We start from the raw sequence: 15,956 nt of genomic DNA on the forward strand, positions 1-15,956 counted from the left end.
GGCGCGCGAGCAGGCGGGCGAATGAGCCGGCGAGCGGGCGCTCAGCGCCGCGGTGCCGCCAGGCTGCGCAGGTCGTCTTCCCAGCGCTTCAGGCGCTCCACCGCGCGCTGGCGCTGCGCCGGGCTGGTGCCGGCATGCAGCTCGGCGGTCAGCGCGCAATTGCTCTCGGTCAGGCGGCGCTGGTAGTCGGCATAGGCTGGCCGCGGCGACACGATCACCTCCTCGGCCAGCCGGCGCAGGCCGGCCTGCACGGTGGCCGCGTCGGCCTGCTCGGCCTGCCACTGGCGCAGTGCCCGCACCAGGCCCTGGGCGCGGGTGCGGCGCTCGGCCAGCCAGCGTTCGGGGTCGAAGGGCGAGGCCGCCAGGCCCGCATCCAGGCGCTGGCGCTGGGCCTCGTCCAGCGGGCCGTAGTAGGGCTCGAAGCGCTCGAGCGCGCGCTCCAGCCCCTGGCGGCGGCGCTCGGCCGGCGGCGGCCGCACGAACTCGCGGGTGGCGTCGTCCAGGGTTTCGGCCTGGTGGCGCTCGAGCTGGTTGATCTGGGCCGGCGTGAGCGTGCGCACCACCTCGGCGGCGGCCGGCAGCGCCTGCTCCAGCGCCACCCGGGCGCGCTGCTGCCAGCCGGCCAGCTGGGCGCACACCTGGGCCCCGCTCACCGGCCCGGCGGCCATCTTCTGCAGCCGCTGCAGCTCGTCGGCATAGGCCGGCAGCTGGGTGGCGCGGTGCCAGTCGAACCAGGCCTGCAGCGCGGCCTGCACCCGGGGGCGCTGCTCGGCGGTGAAGTCGATCTGCCGGTCCAGCCACCACCAGGCCAGCGTGGGCCCCTGGTTGTAGCCCAGCTGCACGGTGCTGCAGGACGTGAGCAGCGTCATGCACGCGGCCACCAGCGCCCACTGCAGCGCGCCGATAATCCGCGGCTTCACATTCCAAGGCAGACGGTACTTCATGGCACTCGATATCGTGATCATGGCGGCGGGCAAAGGCACCCGCATGAAATCCCGCCTGCCCAAGGTGCTGCACAGGCTGGCCGGCCGTGCGCTGCTGGCGCATGTGCTCGACAGCACGCAATCGCTGGCCGCCGAGCGCACGCTGGTGATCACCGGCCACGGCGCCGACGAGGTCGAGTCTGCCATTGCCGCGCGCGGCGTGCTGCCGGTGCGCCAGATGCCGCAGCTGGGCACCGGCCATGCCATCCAGCAGGTGGTGCCGCACCTGGGTGACGACGGCACCACGCTGATCCTCAACGGCGACGTGCCGCTGATCGCGCCCGAGACCGCGCGCGCGCTGGCCGAGGCCTGCGGCGGTGAGCGCCTGGCGCTGCTGACCATCGAGCTGCCCGACGCCACCGGCTATGGCCGCATCCTGCGCTCGGGCGATGCCGGCGGCGGCCGCGTGCTGGGCATCGTGGAGCACAAGGACGCCACGCCGCGCCAGCGCGAGATCCGCGAGGTCTACACCGGCATGATGGCCGCCCCCACCCGGCTGCTCAAGCAGTGGGTGATGGCGCTGCGCAACGACAACGCGCAAAAGGAGTTCTACCTGACCGACATCGTGGCCATGGCCGTGGCCGATGGCGTGCCGGTGGTGGCCAGCCACGCCCGCGACGAGACCGAGGTGCTGGGCGTCAACAGCCCGCTGCAGCTGGCCGACCTGGAGCGCCGCTTCCAGAAGCGCCAGGCCGAGGCGCTGCTGGACGCCGGCCTGCGCCTGGCCGACCCGGCGCGTTTCGATCTGCGCGGCAGCCTCGCCCATGGCCAGGATTGCGAGATCGACGTCGGCTGCGTGCTCGAGGGCCAGGTGCGGCTGGGCGACGACGTGAGGATCGGCGCGCACTGCGTGATCCGCGACGCCGAGATCGCCAGCGGCGCGGTGATCCACCCGTTCACCCACATCGAGGGCGCCAAGGTGGGTGCCGGCGCGCTGGTGGGCCCTTATGCGCGGCTGCGCCCCGGCGCCGAGCTGGCCGAGGAGGTGCACATCGGCAACTTCGTCGAGGTGAAGAACAGCACGCTGGCCCGCGGCGCCAAGGCCAACCACCTGGCCTACCTGGGCGACGCCACGGTGGGCGAGCGCGTGAACTACGGCGCCGGCAGCATCACCGCCAACTACGACGGCGCCAACAAGCACCGCACCGTGATCGGCGCCGATGTGCACGTGGGCAGCAACTGCGTCTTGATCGCCCCGGTGACCCTGGGCGCCGGCGGCACCATCGGCGGCGGCAGCACGGTGAGCAAGGACACGCCGGCCGGCCAGCTGACCGTGGCGCGCGCCAAGCAGCTCTCGCTGGCGGGCTGGACGCGGCCGGTGAAGGCGCCGAAAACGCCCAAGTAAGCGCTCAGGCCGGCGCTCAGACTGGCGCACGGGCCAACGATCAGGTCAGGGCCCTGGGCCCAGGCAAGCGCCGCAGCGCGCGGCGGTCAGCGCCAGCCCGGCCGCCAGGCACTGGCGCGGCAGGCCTCAGCGCCGCTGCGTGGCCAGCCAGGCGGTGGCCTCGGCCGGTGTCATCGGCGGCGCCACCCACGGGCCCTGCGCCTGCTGGCAGCCGGCCTCGAGCAGGGCCTGCCACTGCGCCCCATCGGCCACGCCGGGCGCGCACAGCGGCAGGCCCAGGCCGCGCGCCAGCGCCGCCGCCGCGCCCAGCACCGCGCCAGCGGCGGCATCAGCGGCCGGGGCCGCCGCCAGCTCGGCGTCCAGCAACAGGCCGGCCACGGCGCCGGCGGGCAGCTGCCGCAGCAGGCCCAGCGGCAGCGCGCCACGCCCCACCTCGGCCAGCCAGACGCTGACCCCCAGCGCGCGCAGGCGCTGCAGCAGCTCGGCCGCCGGGCGGGCATCGTCGACACACAGCGCGGCATCGAGCTCCAGCGCCAGGCCCGGCCCCGCGCGAGGCGGCAGCGCGGCCAGCGCGCGGGCCACGCTGTCGGCCAGGCCGGCGGCACGCGACACCAGGCCCGCCAGGTTCAGCGACAGCGGCACCGCCAGCGCCAGCTCGGCCCAGCCGGCCTGCAGGCGCAGGGCCTCGGCCAGCGCCCAGTCGAGCAGCGGCTGCAGCAGGCCGCTCTGCGCGGCGGCCGGGGCGAAGGCGGCCGCGCCCAGGCTGCCACGCTCGGGGTGGTGCCAGTGCAGCTCGGCCTGCAGGCCCAGCAGCCGGCCATCGGCCAGCGCGCGGCGCGGCTGCAGCCGCCAGCCGAACTCGCCCTGGCGCAGGCCCTGGGCAATGCGCGCCTCGAGCTGCAGCCCGGCCTCGATGGCCGCCGCCATGGCCGGCTCGAACAAGGTGACCACCGCGCGGCCGGCGGCCTTGCCGGCATACAGGGCCGCGTCGGCATGGCGCAGCAGCGCATCGGCGCTGTCGCCATCGGCCGGGTGCAGCGCCACGCCGATGGTGGGCGTCACGGCCATCGGGCGGCCGCCCCAGTTCACCGGCTCGGCAATGGCCGCGTGCACGCGCAGCGCCGCCGCACGCGCCGCCGCGGCGCCGGCCAGGCCGGGCAGCAGGATCACGAACTCGTCGCCACCAAAGCGCCCGGCCTCGGCCCCCGGCGCCACGGCCGCCAGCACGGCGCGCAGGCGTTCGGCCACGGTGCGCAGCAGCGCATCACCGGCCAGATGGCCCAGCGCGTCGTTGATGCGCTTGAAATGGTCGAGGTCGACAAACAGCAGCGCCAGCACCATGCCGGGTGCGGCCGGCTGCTCGATGGCCGCCTGCAGCGCCGCCATGAAGGCCGCGCGGTTGCGCAGGCCGGTGAGCGAGTCGTGCTCGGCCAGGTGCTGCATGCGCACGCGGGCAGCCTGGCGGTCGCGGATGTCGCGCACCACCACCATGCGCAGCGGCTGGCCGTCGTGCTGGATGGCGCGGGCGATGATCTCCACCGGCAGCGTGCTGCCGTCGGCATGCAGGCAGGCGGCCTCGTAGGGCAGCTCGCTCAGGCGTGCCATGCCCTCGCGCACCCGCGCGGCATGCGCCGGGGCGATGAAATCCATCACCCGCTGGCCGATCAGCGTCTCGCGCGCGCGCCCCAGCAGCGCGGCCATCGGCTCGTTGAGGTCGGTCACCACGCCGTCGCGGTGAAAGGCGATGCCTTCCAGGCTGGCGCCCAGAAACTTGCGCAGCCGCTCCTCGCTCTCGCGCAGCGCACGCTCGATGTCGACAAAGCGCGTGACATCGCTGACCAGCACCAGCGCGCCCTGCACCTGGCCGGCCCGCGCCTGGCCGGGCGCGCCGATGTGCGGGATCAGGTGGACCTCCACCCAGCGCCGCGGCCCGCCGCCGACCGGCTCGACGCAGCGGGTGTAGGTGACCGTGCGGCGATGCGCCAGCATGCGCTGCACCTCGGCCTGCGCCAGGCCCAGGCCGGCATCGCCCACCACCTGGCCCAGGCTGCGGCCGACGATGCTGCGGGTGTCCAGGCCGTAGAAGGCGGCATAGGCCTGGTTGGCATAGCGACACAGGCTCTGGCGGCCACCGAAGTACGCCACCATCACCGGCAGCAGATCGCCCAGCTGGCGTTGCGTGCGGTGCTGCGCCTGCTCGTCGGCCAGCGCCTGCCACAGCGCCGGCAGCGTGGCCACCACGCCCAGGTGGCAGCCGGCCTCGGGCTGCCAGGCCAGCTGCAGGCTCAGCGTGCCGTCGGCAGCCTGCGGGCTGGCAGCGGCCGCCGCCCCTGCCGCCAGCGGCAGCCGCAGCAGCGTGCTGCAGCCCGGGCGCAGCGCCTGCTGCAAGGGCCGCAGCGCGGCGGGCGCCAGCGCGGCCCACCAGCCTTCTTGCAGCAGGGCCTCGCGCGGGTGGCCCAGGCATTCGGCCAGCGCTGCATTGAGCGCCAGCGCACGGCCCTGGGCATCGAGCGCCAGCGCGGGCAGCGGGCTGTCGGGCCAGCCCAGATCGGGCGCCGGCACCGGCAGCGCGCGCGCTGGCGGCTCGCGGCCCTGCATGGGCACGGTGTCACGCTGCAATCTCGGCCTCCCCCGCCGCGGCCGTCAGGGCCGGGTCGGCGCGCATGATATCGACCGCCTGCGCCCGGCAACACCCTCTGTCGCGGGCCTGCCACCCGGGATTTTTCGGGTGGTCAGTCAGCGGTCTGCAGACAGCTGGCGGCCAGGCACAGATCGTCCCAGGCGCGCGCCTTGTCGGCCGGCTGGCGCAGCAGATAGGCCGGGTGGTAAGTCACCACCAGGGGCCGGCCCTGCCACTGGTGCACGCTGCCGCGCAGGCGCCCGATCGGCGCGTCGCTGCCCAGCAGCGACTGCACCGCAAACCGGCCCATGGCCAGGATCACGCGCGGCTGCACCAGGGCCACCTGCCGCTCGAGATAGCCCTGGCACTGCGCCAGTTCGTCGGGCTGCGGATTGCGGTTGTGCGGCGGGCGGCACTTGAGCGTATTGGCGATGAACACCTGACGCGCCGGATCGGCCGCGCCGCGGCCGAGGCCCAGCGCGGCCAGCATGCGGTCGAGCAGCTGGCCGGCGGCGCCGACGAAGGGCTCGCCCTCGCGGTCTTCCTGCTCGCCGGGGGCCTCGCCCACGACCATCAGGTGCGCCTGCTCGTGGCCCACGCCGAACACCGTGTTGCGCCGGCTGCCGGCCAGGCTGCAGGCCTGGCAGCCGGCCACCGCGGCGCGCAGGGCCGGCCAATCCATGCCGGCGATGGCGCCCGCGGGCTGTGGCGCGGCAGGCTGGCGTGGCGGCGCCGCCGCGAGAGGCCGCGCGGGCGCCAGCGGGCGCGGGGCACCATCCGATGCCGGTGCCGATGCCGCTGGAATGGCCGGTGCCACGGCAGGCGCCGCGGCAGGCGAACCCGCCAAGGCAACGGCCGCCGCCGCAGCCGGCGTGTCGGCCAGCACCGCGCTGGCCGCCGCAGGCGCGGCCGCCGCGGCATCGGCCTCGGTGGGCGGCAGCCACAGGCGCAGGCCCAGGCTGCGCAGCATGGCCTGCTGGCGTTCATCCCAGCGCATGGTCACCTCCGTGCTGGGCCCAGGGTCCGGTCGGCGGCAGACCGGTGGCCGCGTGCTGCGGCAGGCCCAGGCGCATCACCAGCGCGTCTTCGCGCCCGCGCTCGGCCGGGTAATAGCCTCGGCGCAGGCCGACCTCGGCAAAGCCGCAGGCCGCGTACAGCGCGCGGGCCGGCGCATTGCTTTGCCGCACCTCCAGCCACAAGGCCTCGTCGGCGCGGGCGCGGCATTGCGCCAGCAGGCGCGCCAGCAGCGCGCGGGCATGGCCGCGCCGCTGCCAGGCCGGGGCCACGGTGATGTTCAGCAGATGGGTTTCGCCGACACCACGCATGGCCACCATGTAGCCGATCAGCTGCCCGGGCGGCGCCAGGCGCAGCTCGGTGTCGTAGCCGGCGGCCAGCGAGTCGATGAAGTTGCCGCGTGTCCAGGGGTGGCTGTAGGCGCCCGCCTCCACCGCCATCACCGGGTCGAGGTCGGTCACCTGCATGGCGCGGTGCACGGCCTGCACCTCGCCCTGGGCGCGCTGCGGGCCGGCCATCACGGCGCCCCGGCGGCGGCGGCGCGCTGGCGCAGGCGCTCGTCGGTGGTCAATGCCACCTTGTCGCGCAGGTACAGCGGCAAGGCCTGGTCGGCGTTGATCTGGGCGCCACGCGCCCAGGCCGCGCCGGCCAGGCGCAGCAGCGCACCGGCCCGGCCGCCAGCCCCCTGTGCGGCCGGCTGAGCCTGCGCGGGATGCTCGGCCGGCTCGATGCAGCGCACACCCTGCACCGGCAGGCGTGCACCGAACAGCCGCGGCGCGTTGCCGGCCACGCGCTGCGGCTGGGCCCGGGCCCAGCGCTCGGCCAGCGCGGCCTGGGTGTACAGCGCCGGGGCCTGCCGGGTGTGCCAGCCCTCGGCGGCGTCGAAGTGGTACTCGGCGGCGTAGACCTCGTCCATGCGCGCATCCACCGCCACCCACCAGGCGCCGGTGCCGTCATCGGGCTGGCCTGCGCTGGCCTGCTCGGCGCGCGCCGACTCGGCCACGATCAGCAGGCTGTCGACCGGCAGCAGCGGCCGGTCGGCGCCGAAGCCCAGGCCCTGGGCCACCGCGCAGGCGGTGCGCAGGCCGGTGAAGGCACCGGGGCCGACGCCGAAGGCGATCGCGTCGAGCCCGGCCAGCGAGGTGCCGGCCTGGCGCAGCAGATCCATCACCACCGGCACCAGCCGCGCCGAGGCCTGGGCGCCGCCAGCCTCATGCTGCAGCCAGCGGCCTTGCGGCGTGCACAGGCCGACGGCCAGGCATTCGGTGGCCGTGTCCAGCGCCAGCAGGCATGCCGCGGCCGCGCCGGGCGCACGGGCTGGCGGGCGGACTGGCAGGCTGGCGGGCGGGCGTTCGGTCATGGCGGCGCGGCAGTGTAGCCGCGGGGCGGCGGGCGCCGCAGCCGGGCGCCCGGGCGCTGCCGCGGGGCGGCGCGGGCGCCGCTCAGAACGGGTTGTTGAGCGCGCGCGACTGCGCCTGGCTGCCGATCAGGCTGTGCGCCTGCGGGCCCAGGTGGATGCTGTCGGCCCACAGGTGGCTGGTGCTCGAGGCGCCGCTGACCAGCGTGCTGAGCGTGCACTGGGTGGCCACGGTGACCTGGGCGGCATCGCAGGCCGCCACGTCGGGCGAGGCCGGCGAGGCCAGGTAGCCGGAGGGCAGCTTGTAGACCGCGGCCACCACGTCATCGACCAGCACCAGGCCGTAGTTGCGGCCGTCGTAGGCGGTGGCGTCGATGTTGGTGCGCAACTCGGCGTTGAAGTCGTAGGTCAGCTGCGACAGCAGGGCCTTGGCATTCGGGCGCGAAAGCTGCTCGCTCACGGCATAGGGCGACAGGCCCAGGTCGGGCATCGTGAAGATCAGCGCGCGCGCGCCGGTCTTGAGGATGTCGTTGTTGACGCGCTCGGCCGCGGCCTTGCCGCGGCGCTTGGCCTCGGCGCGCGCACCGGCCTCGCCCATCAGGCCGCCCTTGACCTGGGCATACACCGCCAGCACGTCGTGCACGCCGATCATCATGGTGACCATGTCGCGCCGGCTCAGGCCGCCGCTGACTTCGGCCACCTGCTGGCGCAGGCCGGCCGCGGGGTCTTCCACGGTGGCGTTTTCCTTGGCCAGGATGAAGGCCTTGACCGTGGCATCGGTCGGATTGCATTCCTTGAACACGAAGCCGTACAGGCTGGCCACCGACTGCGCAAAGGTCGGCAGCGACAGGCACTTGCCGGTGCTGGTGGAACTGCGGTCGTTGATCGAGTACTTGTGGCCGTCGTGCTTGCCGCCGGTATCGGTGGCGTCGGCGATCATGCTGCTCTCGTCACCCAGCACCACCAGGCGGTCGGGCTTGAACGACTCCACCTGCGAGGTGCCGCCACCGCAGCCAGCCACCAGGGCCGCGGCCACGGCCAGCGCACCGGCGCCCCGCACACGGGTCAGCCAGTGCGGCAGGCGGCGGGTCAAATCACGCGAGAGACTCATCGACATTCCAGTTCAGCTTCATCAGGCAACGGCGCCAGGCTGGCGGCCGTCATGGCCTGGGTCGGCAGCGGCGCGCCGCAGGCGGTCGCGCACGCCTTCCCAGGCCGGCAGATCGGGCGGTTGCTCGATCCAGATCTCGCGCACCGCAGGCACATCCAGCGCCCGCAGCACCGCAAACAGTTCATGGGCCACGGCGGCCGGGTCGGCGGGCATCGGCCGCCAAAGTCCGGACGCAGCCATGGCCTGGGGCCCGGCCACAGGCTGGCGGGAATATACCGCCACGCCCTCGGGCGCCTGCGGGCCGCAGGTGTCGGCCGTGCAAAGCGCGGCGGCCAGCGCCCGGCTCAGTGCCTCGGGCGCAAACAGCCGCACCCGCGCCGCCGGCGCGTAGTGCGAGGCCAGCGTGCCCGAGGCCCGCGGTGCGTCGGCATCGGGGGCCTGCAGCGGCTGGCCCAGCGCGGCCTCGAGGGCCTCGCGCGGCAGCGCGCCGGGGCGCAGCAGCACCGGGTGGCCGCGGCTCACATCGACGATGGCCGATTCGATGCCGACATCGCAATCGCCACCGTCCAGCACCAGCAGCTCGGGCCCGAACTCGCTGGCCACATGCGCCGCGCAGGTCGGGCTGACCCGGCCGAACCGGTTGGCGCTGGGCGCCGAGACGCCGGGCACGCCGCGCGCCGCGGCGGCCCGCAGCAGCGCCTGGGCCACCGGGTGCGAGGGGCAGCGCAGGCCGATGCTGGCCTGCCCGCCCGCCGAGGCCGCGGCCACGCCGTCGCGGCGCGGCACGATCACGGTCACCGGCCCGGGCCAGAAGGCCGCCATCAGGCGCCGGGCCGCGGGCGGCAGCGCATCGGCAGCGAAAAACGCCGCGGCGGCGGCGTCGGCCACGTGCACGATCAGCGGATGGTCGGCCGGCCGGCCCTTGGCGGCAAAGATGCGCGCCACGGCGGCATCGTCGTCGGCGCGTGCGCCCAGGCCGTACACCGTCTCGGTGGGCAGGCCCACCAGCGCCCCGGCGGCCAGGCGCTCGGCGGCGGCGGCCAGGGCCGCGGGATCGTCGCCGCGCAGGATGCTCATCGCCGGAGGTTTGATGGAGACGTGGCGCGGCGCCGCGCGCTCAGAACGCCGGCAGGCCCAGCAGCGCCGCGGCCTGCGAGGCCACCGTGCGGGCCATGGCGGCGGTGTCGGCCGTGACGGTGAGGTGGCCCATCTTGCGGCCCGGGCGGGCGCTGGCCTTGCCGTACAGGTGCAGGTGCACGCCGGGCAGTGCCAGCACCTGGGCCCACGGCGGTGTGGCTTCGGCCGCATCGGCGCCCTGCGGAAACCACAGGTCGCCCAGCAGGTTGAGCATCACCGCCGGCGAATGCTGGCGCGGCGCCACCAGCGGCAGGCCGGTGAGCGTGCGCACCTGCAGCTCGAACTGGCTCACGTCGCTGCCGTCCACCGACCAATGGCCCGAGTTGTGCGGACGCGGCGCCATCTCGTTGGCCACCAGCGAGACCCAGGTGCCGTCGGGGCCTGGCAGCGGGTCTTTCAGCACGAAGAACTCGACGCACAGCACGCCCACATAGCCCAGCGCCCGGGCCAGCGCGGCGGCGCAGTCGCTGGCCTGCTGCTGCAGCGCCGGCGCGACATCGGGTGCCGGCACCTGGGTCACGGCCAGGATGCCGTCGCGGTGCAGGTTCTGCTGCACCGGCAGCTGCACCACGTCGTCAAAGGCATTGCGCGCCACCACCACGCTGAGCTCCAGTGCCAGCGGCAGCATGGCCTCGAGCACGCAGGGCACCTGCCGCAGCTGGGCCCAGGCGGCGGCCAGCGCGGCGCGGTCGGCCACGCGCACCTGGCCCTTGCCGTCGTAGCCCAGGCGGGCGGTCTTCAGGATGCCGGGCAGCAGGCTGTCGGGCACGGCGGCCAGTTCGGCCTCGGTCTCGATGCGGGCATGCGGCGCGCACGGCACGCCGGCGCGGCGGAACAGCGCCTTTTCTTCGGCGCGGTCCTGGCAGATGGCCACGGCCTCGGCCGCCGGCGCCACCGGCCGGTGCGCACCCAGCGTCACCAGCGCGGCGGCGGGCACGTTCTCGAACTCGGTGGTGATCGCGGCGCTGCGCTGCATCAGCTGCGCCAGGCCCTGCTCGTCGAGGTAGCCGGTGTCGATGTGGTAGTGGGCCACCAGGCCGGCCGGCGAGGCCGGATCGGCATCGAGCACGGCGGTGAAATAGCCCATCGCCTGCGCCGCCTGCACGAACATGCGGCCCAGCTGGCCGCCGCCCATCACGCCCAGCGTGGCGCCCGGAAGAATCGTCTTGCCGCTCATTTGAGTTCTGCCGTCATGGCCTGGGCAGCGGCCGTCTGCGCCGCGCGGAAGGCCTCGAGCCGGCCGCGCAGCGCGGCATCGCCGGTGGCCAGCATGGCCACCGCAAACAGGGCCGCGTTCGCCGCGCCCGCCGCGCCGATGGCGAAGGTGGCCACCGGAATGCCCTTGGGCATCTGCACGATGGAGTGCAGCGAATCCACCCCCGACAGCGCCCGGCTCTGCACCGGCACGCCCAGCACCGGCACGGTGGTCTTGGCCGCCAGCATGCCCGGCAAGTGGGCCGCGCCACCGGCGCCGGCGATGATGGCGCGCAGCCCGCGACCGGCAGCGGCCTCGGCGTAGGCAAACATCTCGTCGGGCATGCGGTGGGCCGAGACCACGCGGCATTCATGCGGCACGCCGAAGTCGGCGAGAATCCGGGCCGCCTCGCGCATCGTCTCCCAGTCGCTGGACGATCCCATCAGCACGCCGATCACGGCGCTGGGGTTGTGGTGCTCAACTGACAAGGGGTTCTCCGCAAGCGACGGCAAAACATTGAATTGTAGGCGGCCGCCCGCATCTGCCCGTGCCACGCGACTGTCAAAACCCCTGCAGGCCCAGCCCACCATGAGCGACATCACGATCCAGAATTTCGAAACCGAGCTGATCCAGGCCTCGATGCAGCAGCCGGTGCTGCTCGACATCTGGGCGCCCTGGTGCCAGCCCTGCCGCACGCTGGGGCCCATCCTCGAGAAGCTGGAAACCGCCTACGAGGGCCGCTTCACGCTGGCCAAGCTCAACAGCGACGACCAGCCCGAGATCGCCAGCCAGCTGAGCCAGGCCTTCGGCGTGCGCTCGATCCCGTTTTGCGTGCTGTTTGCCAATGGCCAGCCGGTGGACGGCTTTGTAGGCGCGCTGCCCGAGGCGCAGATCCGCGAGTTTCTCGACCGCCATGTGCCCAGCGCCGACGAGGTCGAGGCCGAGGTCGAGACCGCCGAGGCCGAAGCCCTGGAGGCCGAGGGCGACCTGCCGGCCGCGCTGGCCAAGCTGCAGCAGGCCGTGGCGGCGGACCCGGCCAACGACAGCGCGCGCTTCGACTACGTGAAGCTGCTGATCGAGACAGGCGATCTGGTGCTGGCGCGCCAGGCCTTCGAGCCGGTGGTCTCGAAGCTGCAGTTCGAGCCGCGCCTGGCCGCCCTGGGCCTGTGGCTGAGCGCCTGCGAGAAGGCGCCCGTGGCGCGCAGCCCGCAGGCCCTGGCCGCGGCCATCGAGGCCAACCGCCGCGACTTCGACGCCCGCTACGAGCTGGCCCAGCTGCTGATGGCGGTGGGCCGCTTCACCGACGCGATGGACGCGCTGCTCGAGATCATCATGCGCGACAAGGCCTGGCACGACGAGCTGGCGCGCAAGACCTATGTGGCCATCCTCGAGCTGATGACCAAGCCGGTGCCCAAGGCCGCGCCGGGGCAGGACGCCGCCAAGGCCAAGGGCACGCTCGAGCTCACCGGCAAGGCGGCGGTGACGCCGTCCGACCCGGTGATCGACCAGTACCGTCGCAAGCTCAGCATGGCGCTGTTCTGAACGCCATGCGCCCGTGCGCCCGGCCGGGTGCCGGGCGCCGCCGCAGCGCCCCTCGCATCGGGCGTCACCGCGCGCACCTAAAATGGGCGGTTTGCCCGCATCCCAAGGCGTTGCCTCCAGGCAGCGCACGACCTGACCTTCAGTAGGAACCTCTCACATGTTCATTTCCAACGCATTCGCCCAGACCGCCCCGGCCGCCGGTGTTGGTGACGGCGGCACCATGCAGCTGGTCATCATGGTCGGCATGTTCGCCGTGCTGTACTTCGTGATGATCCGCCCGCAGATGAAGCGCCAGAAGGAGCACCGCGCCATGATCGAGGCGCTGGCCAAGGGCGACGAGGTGGTCACCTCGGGCGGTCTGGTGGGCCGCGTGACCAAGCTCGACGACAACCACCTGCGCCTTGAAGTCGCCAGCGGCGTCGAGCTGCAGCTGCAGCGCAGCGCCGTGGTGCAGGTGCTGCCCAAGGGCACCTACGGCAAGTAAGCCCCAGCGGCTTGTGAGGCACGGCCGCCGGTGCCCCCCGCACCACGGCCGCCAGATGCACCCCGCCCGCGGGGTGAACCGCCCGGCGCCGCAGCCACCTGCCCAGCAGGGCCTGCCACCGGGTCGAGGATCGCGACGATGAACCGTTACCCCTGGTGGAAATACGCCCTGCTGGCCCTGACGCTGGTGATCGGGCTGGTCTACACGCTGCCCAACTTCTTCGGCGAGGCGCCGGCCGTGCAGGTGTCTTCGGCCAAGGCCACGCTGAAGGTCGAGGCGGCGCTGGTGCCGCGCATCGAGCAGGCGATCAAGACCGCCGGGCTGACGGCCGACTTCGTGCAGCTGGAAGGCACCTCGGTCAAGGCGCGCTTTGGCAGCACCGACGACCAGATCAAGGCCAAGGACGCGATCGCCAAGGCGCTGAACCCCGATGCCGCCGACCCCGGCTACATCGTCGCGCTCAACCTGCTGAGCCGCACGCCCACCTGGCTGAGCCGCCTGCACGCGATGCCCATGTTCCTGGGCCTTGACCTGCGCGGCGGCGTGCACTTCCTGATGCAGGTGGACATGAAGGCCGCGCTGCTGAAGAAGGCCGACAGCGTGGTGGGCGACGCCCGCACGCTGCTGCGCGACAAGAACGTGCGCCATGCCGGCATCGCCCGCGACGGCCAGACGGTGACGGTGCGCCTGCGCGACGCGGCCACCGCCCAGCAGGCGGCCAATGTGCTGTCCGACCAGCTGCCCGACTGGCAGTGGACGCCGGCCCCCGACGGCAGCGACGTCAAGCTCACCGGCGCGCTCAAGCCCCCGGCCGCCAAGGCGGTGCAGGACGCGGCCATCAAGCAGAACATCACCACGCTGCACAACCGCATCAACGAGCTGGGCACCAACGAGCCGGTGATCCAGCAGCAGGGCGCCGACCGCGTGGTGGTGCAGCTGCCCGGCGTGCAGGACACGGCCCGCGCCAAGGACATCATCGGCCGCACCGCCACGCTGGAGGTGCGCATGGTCAACAGCAGCACCGAGGCGCTGGATGCGCTGCGCGGCGCCGGCCCGGTGCCCTTTGGCAGCGAGCGCTACCTCGAGCGTGACGGCACGCCGATCATCGTCTTCCGCCAGGTCGTGCTGACCGGCGAGAACCTCACCGACGCCCAGTCGGGCTTCGACTCGGGCACCAGCGGCGAGCCGGCCGTGCACCTGACGCTCGATGCCAAGGGCGCGCGCATCTTCCGCGATGTCACGCGCGACAACATCGGCAAGCGCATGGCCATCCTGCTGTTCGAGAAGGGCAAGGGCGAGGTCGTCACCGCGCCGGTGATCCGCAGCGAGATCGGCGGCGGCCGCGTGCAGATCTCGGGCCGCATGACCACCCAGGAAGCCAGCGACACCGCGCTGCTGCTGCGCGCCGGCTCGCTGGCCGCGCCGATGGAGATCATCGAAGAGCGCACCATCGGCCCGACGCTGGGCGCCGAGAACATCCAGATGGGCTTTGCCAGCGTGGCCTACGGCTTCGCCGCCATCGCGGTGTTCATGTGCGGCTACTACCTGCTGTTCGGCGTGATCAGCACGCTGGCGCTCGGCTTCAACCTGCTGCTGCTGGTGGCCGTGCTGTCGATGCTGCAGGCCACGCTCACGCTGCCGGGCATCGCCGCCATCGCCCTGACGCTGGGCATGGCCATCGACGCCAACGTGCTGATCAACGAGCGCGTGCGCGAGGAGCTGCGCAACGGCGCCTCGCCCCAGGCGGCCATCCATGCCGGCTACGAACGCGCGTTCGCCACCATCCTCGACAGCAACATCACCACGCTGATCGCCGGCCTGGCGCTGCTGGCCTTCGGTTCGGGCTTCGTGCGCGGCTTTGCCGTGGTGCACTGCCTGGGCATCCTGACCAGCATGTTCTCGGCAGTGATGTTCTCGCGCGGCCTGGTCAACCTCTGGTACGGCCGCCAGAAGAAGCTCAAGAGCGTGTCGATCGGCCAGGTGTGGCGCCCGGCCGCGGTGGCCGGCTCCGCCTTGACGCCCGACAACACCGACGCCGACCCGGCCCCCAAGGCCTGAGCGCGACAGGAGCACGACCATGGAATTTTTCCGCATCCGCCGCGACATCCCGTTCATGCGGCATGCGCTGGTGTTCAACATCATCAGCTTCGTCACCTTTGCCGCGGCGGTGTTCTTCCTGCTCACCCGCGGCCTGCACCTGTCGATCGAGTTCAAGGGCGGCACGGTGCTGGAGGTCGAGTACACCCAGGCCGCCAACCTCGAGAAGGTGCGCAGCACCGTCGAGGCGCTCAAGCTCGGCGAGGTACAGGTGCAGAACTTCGGCACCTCGCACGATGTGCTGGTGCGCATGCCGGTCAGCGGCGAGGCCAAGGCCGGCGAGCAGGCCGCCACCGCCACGCGGGCCTTCGAGGCCCTGTGCAAGGCCGAAGGCGGCAGCGTGGGCACCAAGGCCTACACCACGGCCCAGGGCGAGCAGGTCAGCCGGCCCTCGTGTGCCGTGGCCGCCGGCACCGAGCCGCTGAAGCTCTCGCGCACCGAATTCGTCGGCCCGGCCGTGGGCTCGGAACTGGCCACTGACGGCGCCATGGCGCTGGCCGTGGTGGTGATCGGCATCATGGTCTACCTGGCCATCCGCTTCGAATGGAAGTTCGCGGTGGCGGCGATCATCGCCAACCTGCACGACGTGATCATCATCCTGGGCTTCTTCGCCTACTTCCAGTGGGAGTTCTCGCTGGCCGTGCTGGCGGCGGTGCTGGCGGTGCTGGGCTACTCGGTCAACGAGTCGGTGGTCATCTTCGACCGCATCCGCGAAGCCTTCCGCAAGTACCGCAAGCTCAACACCGCGCAGGTCATCGACCACGCCATCACCAGCACCATCAGCCGCACCGTCATCACCCACGGCTCGACCCAGCTGATGGTGTTGTCGATGCTGCTGTTCGGCGGCCCGACGCTGCACTACTTTGCCGTGGCCCTGACCATCGGCATCCTGTTCGGCATCTACTCGTCGGTGTTCGTGGCCGCGGCCATCGCGATGTGGCTGGGCGTCAAGCGGGAAGACCTCATCAGCAAGGGAGGGGGCGCCGGTACAAAGGAACACGATCCCAACGACCCGAATGCAGGGGCGGTGGTCTAGTCCTGGTATAGAGTAAGGCGTCATTTCTGAGTCTC

14 protein-coding genes are annotated in these 15,956 nt (G+C 73.0%); 5 read left to right on the forward strand and 9 right to left on the reverse strand.

The features are described 5' to 3' along the window. Window positions 1-41 precede the first annotated feature (41 nt). Entirely contained in the window at window positions 42-944 is a 903-nt protein-coding gene (locus tag N4G63_RS19750; RefSeq protein ID WP_314600093.1) for a DUF6279 family lipoprotein, read from the reverse strand. Between N4G63_RS19750 and glmU the strand changes: the two genes are divergently transcribed. Then, window positions 943-2,328 (forward strand): bifunctional UDP-N-acetylglucosamine diphosphorylase/glucosamine-1-phosphate N-acetyltransferase GlmU, encoded by a 1,386-nt coding sequence (gene glmU / locus N4G63_RS19755; protein WP_260787161.1) that lies wholly within the window; start codon window positions 943-945, stop codon window positions 2,326-2,328. The two genes, N4G63_RS19750 and glmU, sit on opposite strands and share 2 nt — an antisense overlap. 126 nt (window positions 2,329-2,454) lie before the next feature. Here glmU and N4G63_RS19760 read toward each other — a convergent pair whose 3' ends face one another. From N4G63_RS19760 to purE, 8 genes are all read right to left on the reverse strand, one after another. Then, window positions 2,455-4,926, reverse strand: a complete 2,472-nt coding sequence (locus N4G63_RS19760) for a diguanylate cyclase domain-containing protein (protein ID WP_314600227.1) — start codon at window positions 4,924-4,926, stop codon at window positions 2,455-2,457. A gap of 134 nt (window positions 4,927-5,060) precedes the next feature. Further along, on the reverse strand, window positions 5,061-5,945 hold the full coding sequence (locus N4G63_RS19765) for a uracil-DNA glycosylase (protein WP_260787159.1): 885 nt from the start codon (window positions 5,943-5,945) through the stop codon (window positions 5,061-5,063). Beyond that, window positions 5,932-6,480, reverse strand: coding sequence for a ribosomal protein S18-alanine N-acetyltransferase (gene rimI, locus N4G63_RS19770; RefSeq protein ID WP_314600094.1), 549 nt, complete (start codon window positions 6,478-6,480; stop codon window positions 5,932-5,934). Before rimI ends, N4G63_RS19765 begins: the two co-directional genes overlap by 14 nt. After that, a complete protein-coding gene (gene tsaB / locus N4G63_RS19775) occupies window positions 6,480-7,322 on the reverse strand; it encodes a tRNA (adenosine(37)-N6)-threonylcarbamoyltransferase complex dimerization subunit type 1 TsaB (RefSeq protein ID WP_260787158.1) in 843 nt (280 codons plus the stop codon). The genes rimI and tsaB overlap by 1 nt, the downstream gene beginning before the upstream one ends. Window positions 7,323-7,404: 82 nt before the next feature. After that, entirely contained in the window at window positions 7,405-8,430 is a 1,026-nt protein-coding gene (locus tag N4G63_RS19780; RefSeq protein ID WP_260787157.1) for an SGNH/GDSL hydrolase family protein, read from the reverse strand. Between the two features lie 21 nt (window positions 8,431-8,451). Then, window positions 8,452-9,507, reverse strand: a complete 1,056-nt coding sequence (locus N4G63_RS19785; RefSeq protein WP_260787156.1) for an L-threonylcarbamoyladenylate synthase — start codon at window positions 9,505-9,507, stop codon at window positions 8,452-8,454. A gap of 40 nt (window positions 9,508-9,547) precedes the next feature. Further along, complete coding sequence (locus N4G63_RS19790; protein ID WP_314600095.1) at window positions 9,548-10,744, reverse strand: 5-(carboxyamino)imidazole ribonucleotide synthase; 1,197 nt, start codon at window positions 10,742-10,744, stop codon at window positions 9,548-9,550. Then, on the reverse strand, window positions 10,741-11,205 hold the full coding sequence (gene purE, locus N4G63_RS19795; protein WP_260787661.1) for a 5-(carboxyamino)imidazole ribonucleotide mutase: 465 nt from the start codon (window positions 11,203-11,205) through the stop codon (window positions 10,741-10,743). The genes N4G63_RS19790 and purE overlap by 4 nt, the downstream gene beginning before the upstream one ends. A 145-nt stretch (window positions 11,206-11,350) precedes the next feature. Here purE and N4G63_RS19800 point away from each other — a divergent pair, with 145 nt between their 5' ends. From N4G63_RS19800 to secF, 4 genes are all read left to right on the forward strand, one after another. Then, window positions 11,351-12,304, forward strand: coding sequence for a tetratricopeptide repeat protein (locus tag N4G63_RS19800; RefSeq protein WP_260787155.1), 954 nt, complete (start codon window positions 11,351-11,353; stop codon window positions 12,302-12,304). 157 nt (window positions 12,305-12,461) lie between these two features. Then, window positions 12,462-12,788, forward strand: a complete 327-nt coding sequence (gene yajC / locus N4G63_RS19805) for a preprotein translocase subunit YajC (protein ID WP_260787154.1) — start codon at window positions 12,462-12,464, stop codon at window positions 12,786-12,788. Window positions 12,789-12,926: 138 nt separating this feature from the next. Beyond that, a complete protein-coding gene (gene secD, locus N4G63_RS19810) occupies window positions 12,927-14,846 on the forward strand; it encodes a protein translocase subunit SecD (RefSeq protein ID WP_260787153.1) in 1,920 nt (639 codons plus the stop codon). A 19-nt stretch (window positions 14,847-14,865) separates the two neighbouring features. Next, complete coding sequence (gene secF / locus N4G63_RS19815; protein WP_260787152.1) at window positions 14,866-15,921, forward strand: protein translocase subunit SecF; 1,056 nt, start codon at window positions 14,866-14,868, stop codon at window positions 15,919-15,921. The last annotated feature ends 35 nt before the right edge of the window (window positions 15,922-15,956 follow it).

The organism is Aquabacterium sp. OR-4 (assembly GCF_025290835.2).
Classification (GTDB): domain Bacteria; phylum Pseudomonadota; class Gammaproteobacteria; order Burkholderiales; family Burkholderiaceae_C; genus Pseudaquabacterium.

Coding starts and splice junctions, on each gene's coding strand:
- glmU (WP_260787161.1), top strand. CDS start 943: ATGGCACTCGATATCGTGATCATGGCGGCGGGCAAAGGCACCCGCATG.
- N4G63_RS19750 (WP_314600093.1), bottom strand. CDS start 944: ATGAAGTACCGTCTGCCTTGGAATGTGAAGCCGCGGATTATCGGCGCG.
- N4G63_RS19760 (WP_314600227.1), bottom strand. CDS start 4,926: ATGCAGGGCCGCGAGCCGCCAGCGCGCGCGCTGCCGGTGCCGGCGCCC.
- N4G63_RS19765 (WP_260787159.1), bottom strand. CDS start 5,945: ATGCGCTGGGATGAACGCCAGCAGGCCATGCTGCGCAGCCTGGGCCTG.
- rimI (WP_314600094.1), bottom strand. CDS start 6,480: ATGGCCGGCCCGCAGCGCGCCCAGGGCGAGGTGCAGGCCGTGCACCGC.
- tsaB (WP_260787158.1), bottom strand. CDS start 7,322: ATGACCGAACGCCCGCCCGCCAGCCTGCCAGTCCGCCCGCCAGCCCGT.
- N4G63_RS19780 (WP_260787157.1), bottom strand. CDS start 8,430: ATGAGTCTCTCGCGTGATTTGACCCGCCGCCTGCCGCACTGGCTGACC.
- N4G63_RS19785 (WP_260787156.1), bottom strand. CDS start 9,507: ATGAGCATCCTGCGCGGCGACGATCCCGCGGCCCTGGCCGCCGCCGCC.
- N4G63_RS19790 (WP_314600095.1), bottom strand. CDS start 10,744: ATGAGCGGCAAGACGATTCTTCCGGGCGCCACGCTGGGCGTGATGGGC.
- purE (WP_260787661.1), bottom strand. CDS start 11,205: ATGGGATCGTCCAGCGACTGGGAGACGATGCGCGAGGCGGCCCGGATT.
- N4G63_RS19800 (WP_260787155.1), top strand. CDS start 11,351: ATGAGCGACATCACGATCCAGAATTTCGAAACCGAGCTGATCCAGGCC.
- yajC (WP_260787154.1), top strand. CDS start 12,462: ATGTTCATTTCCAACGCATTCGCCCAGACCGCCCCGGCCGCCGGTGTT.
- secD (WP_260787153.1), top strand. CDS start 12,927: ATGAACCGTTACCCCTGGTGGAAATACGCCCTGCTGGCCCTGACGCTG.
- secF (WP_260787152.1), top strand. CDS start 14,866: ATGGAATTTTTCCGCATCCGCCGCGACATCCCGTTCATGCGGCATGCG.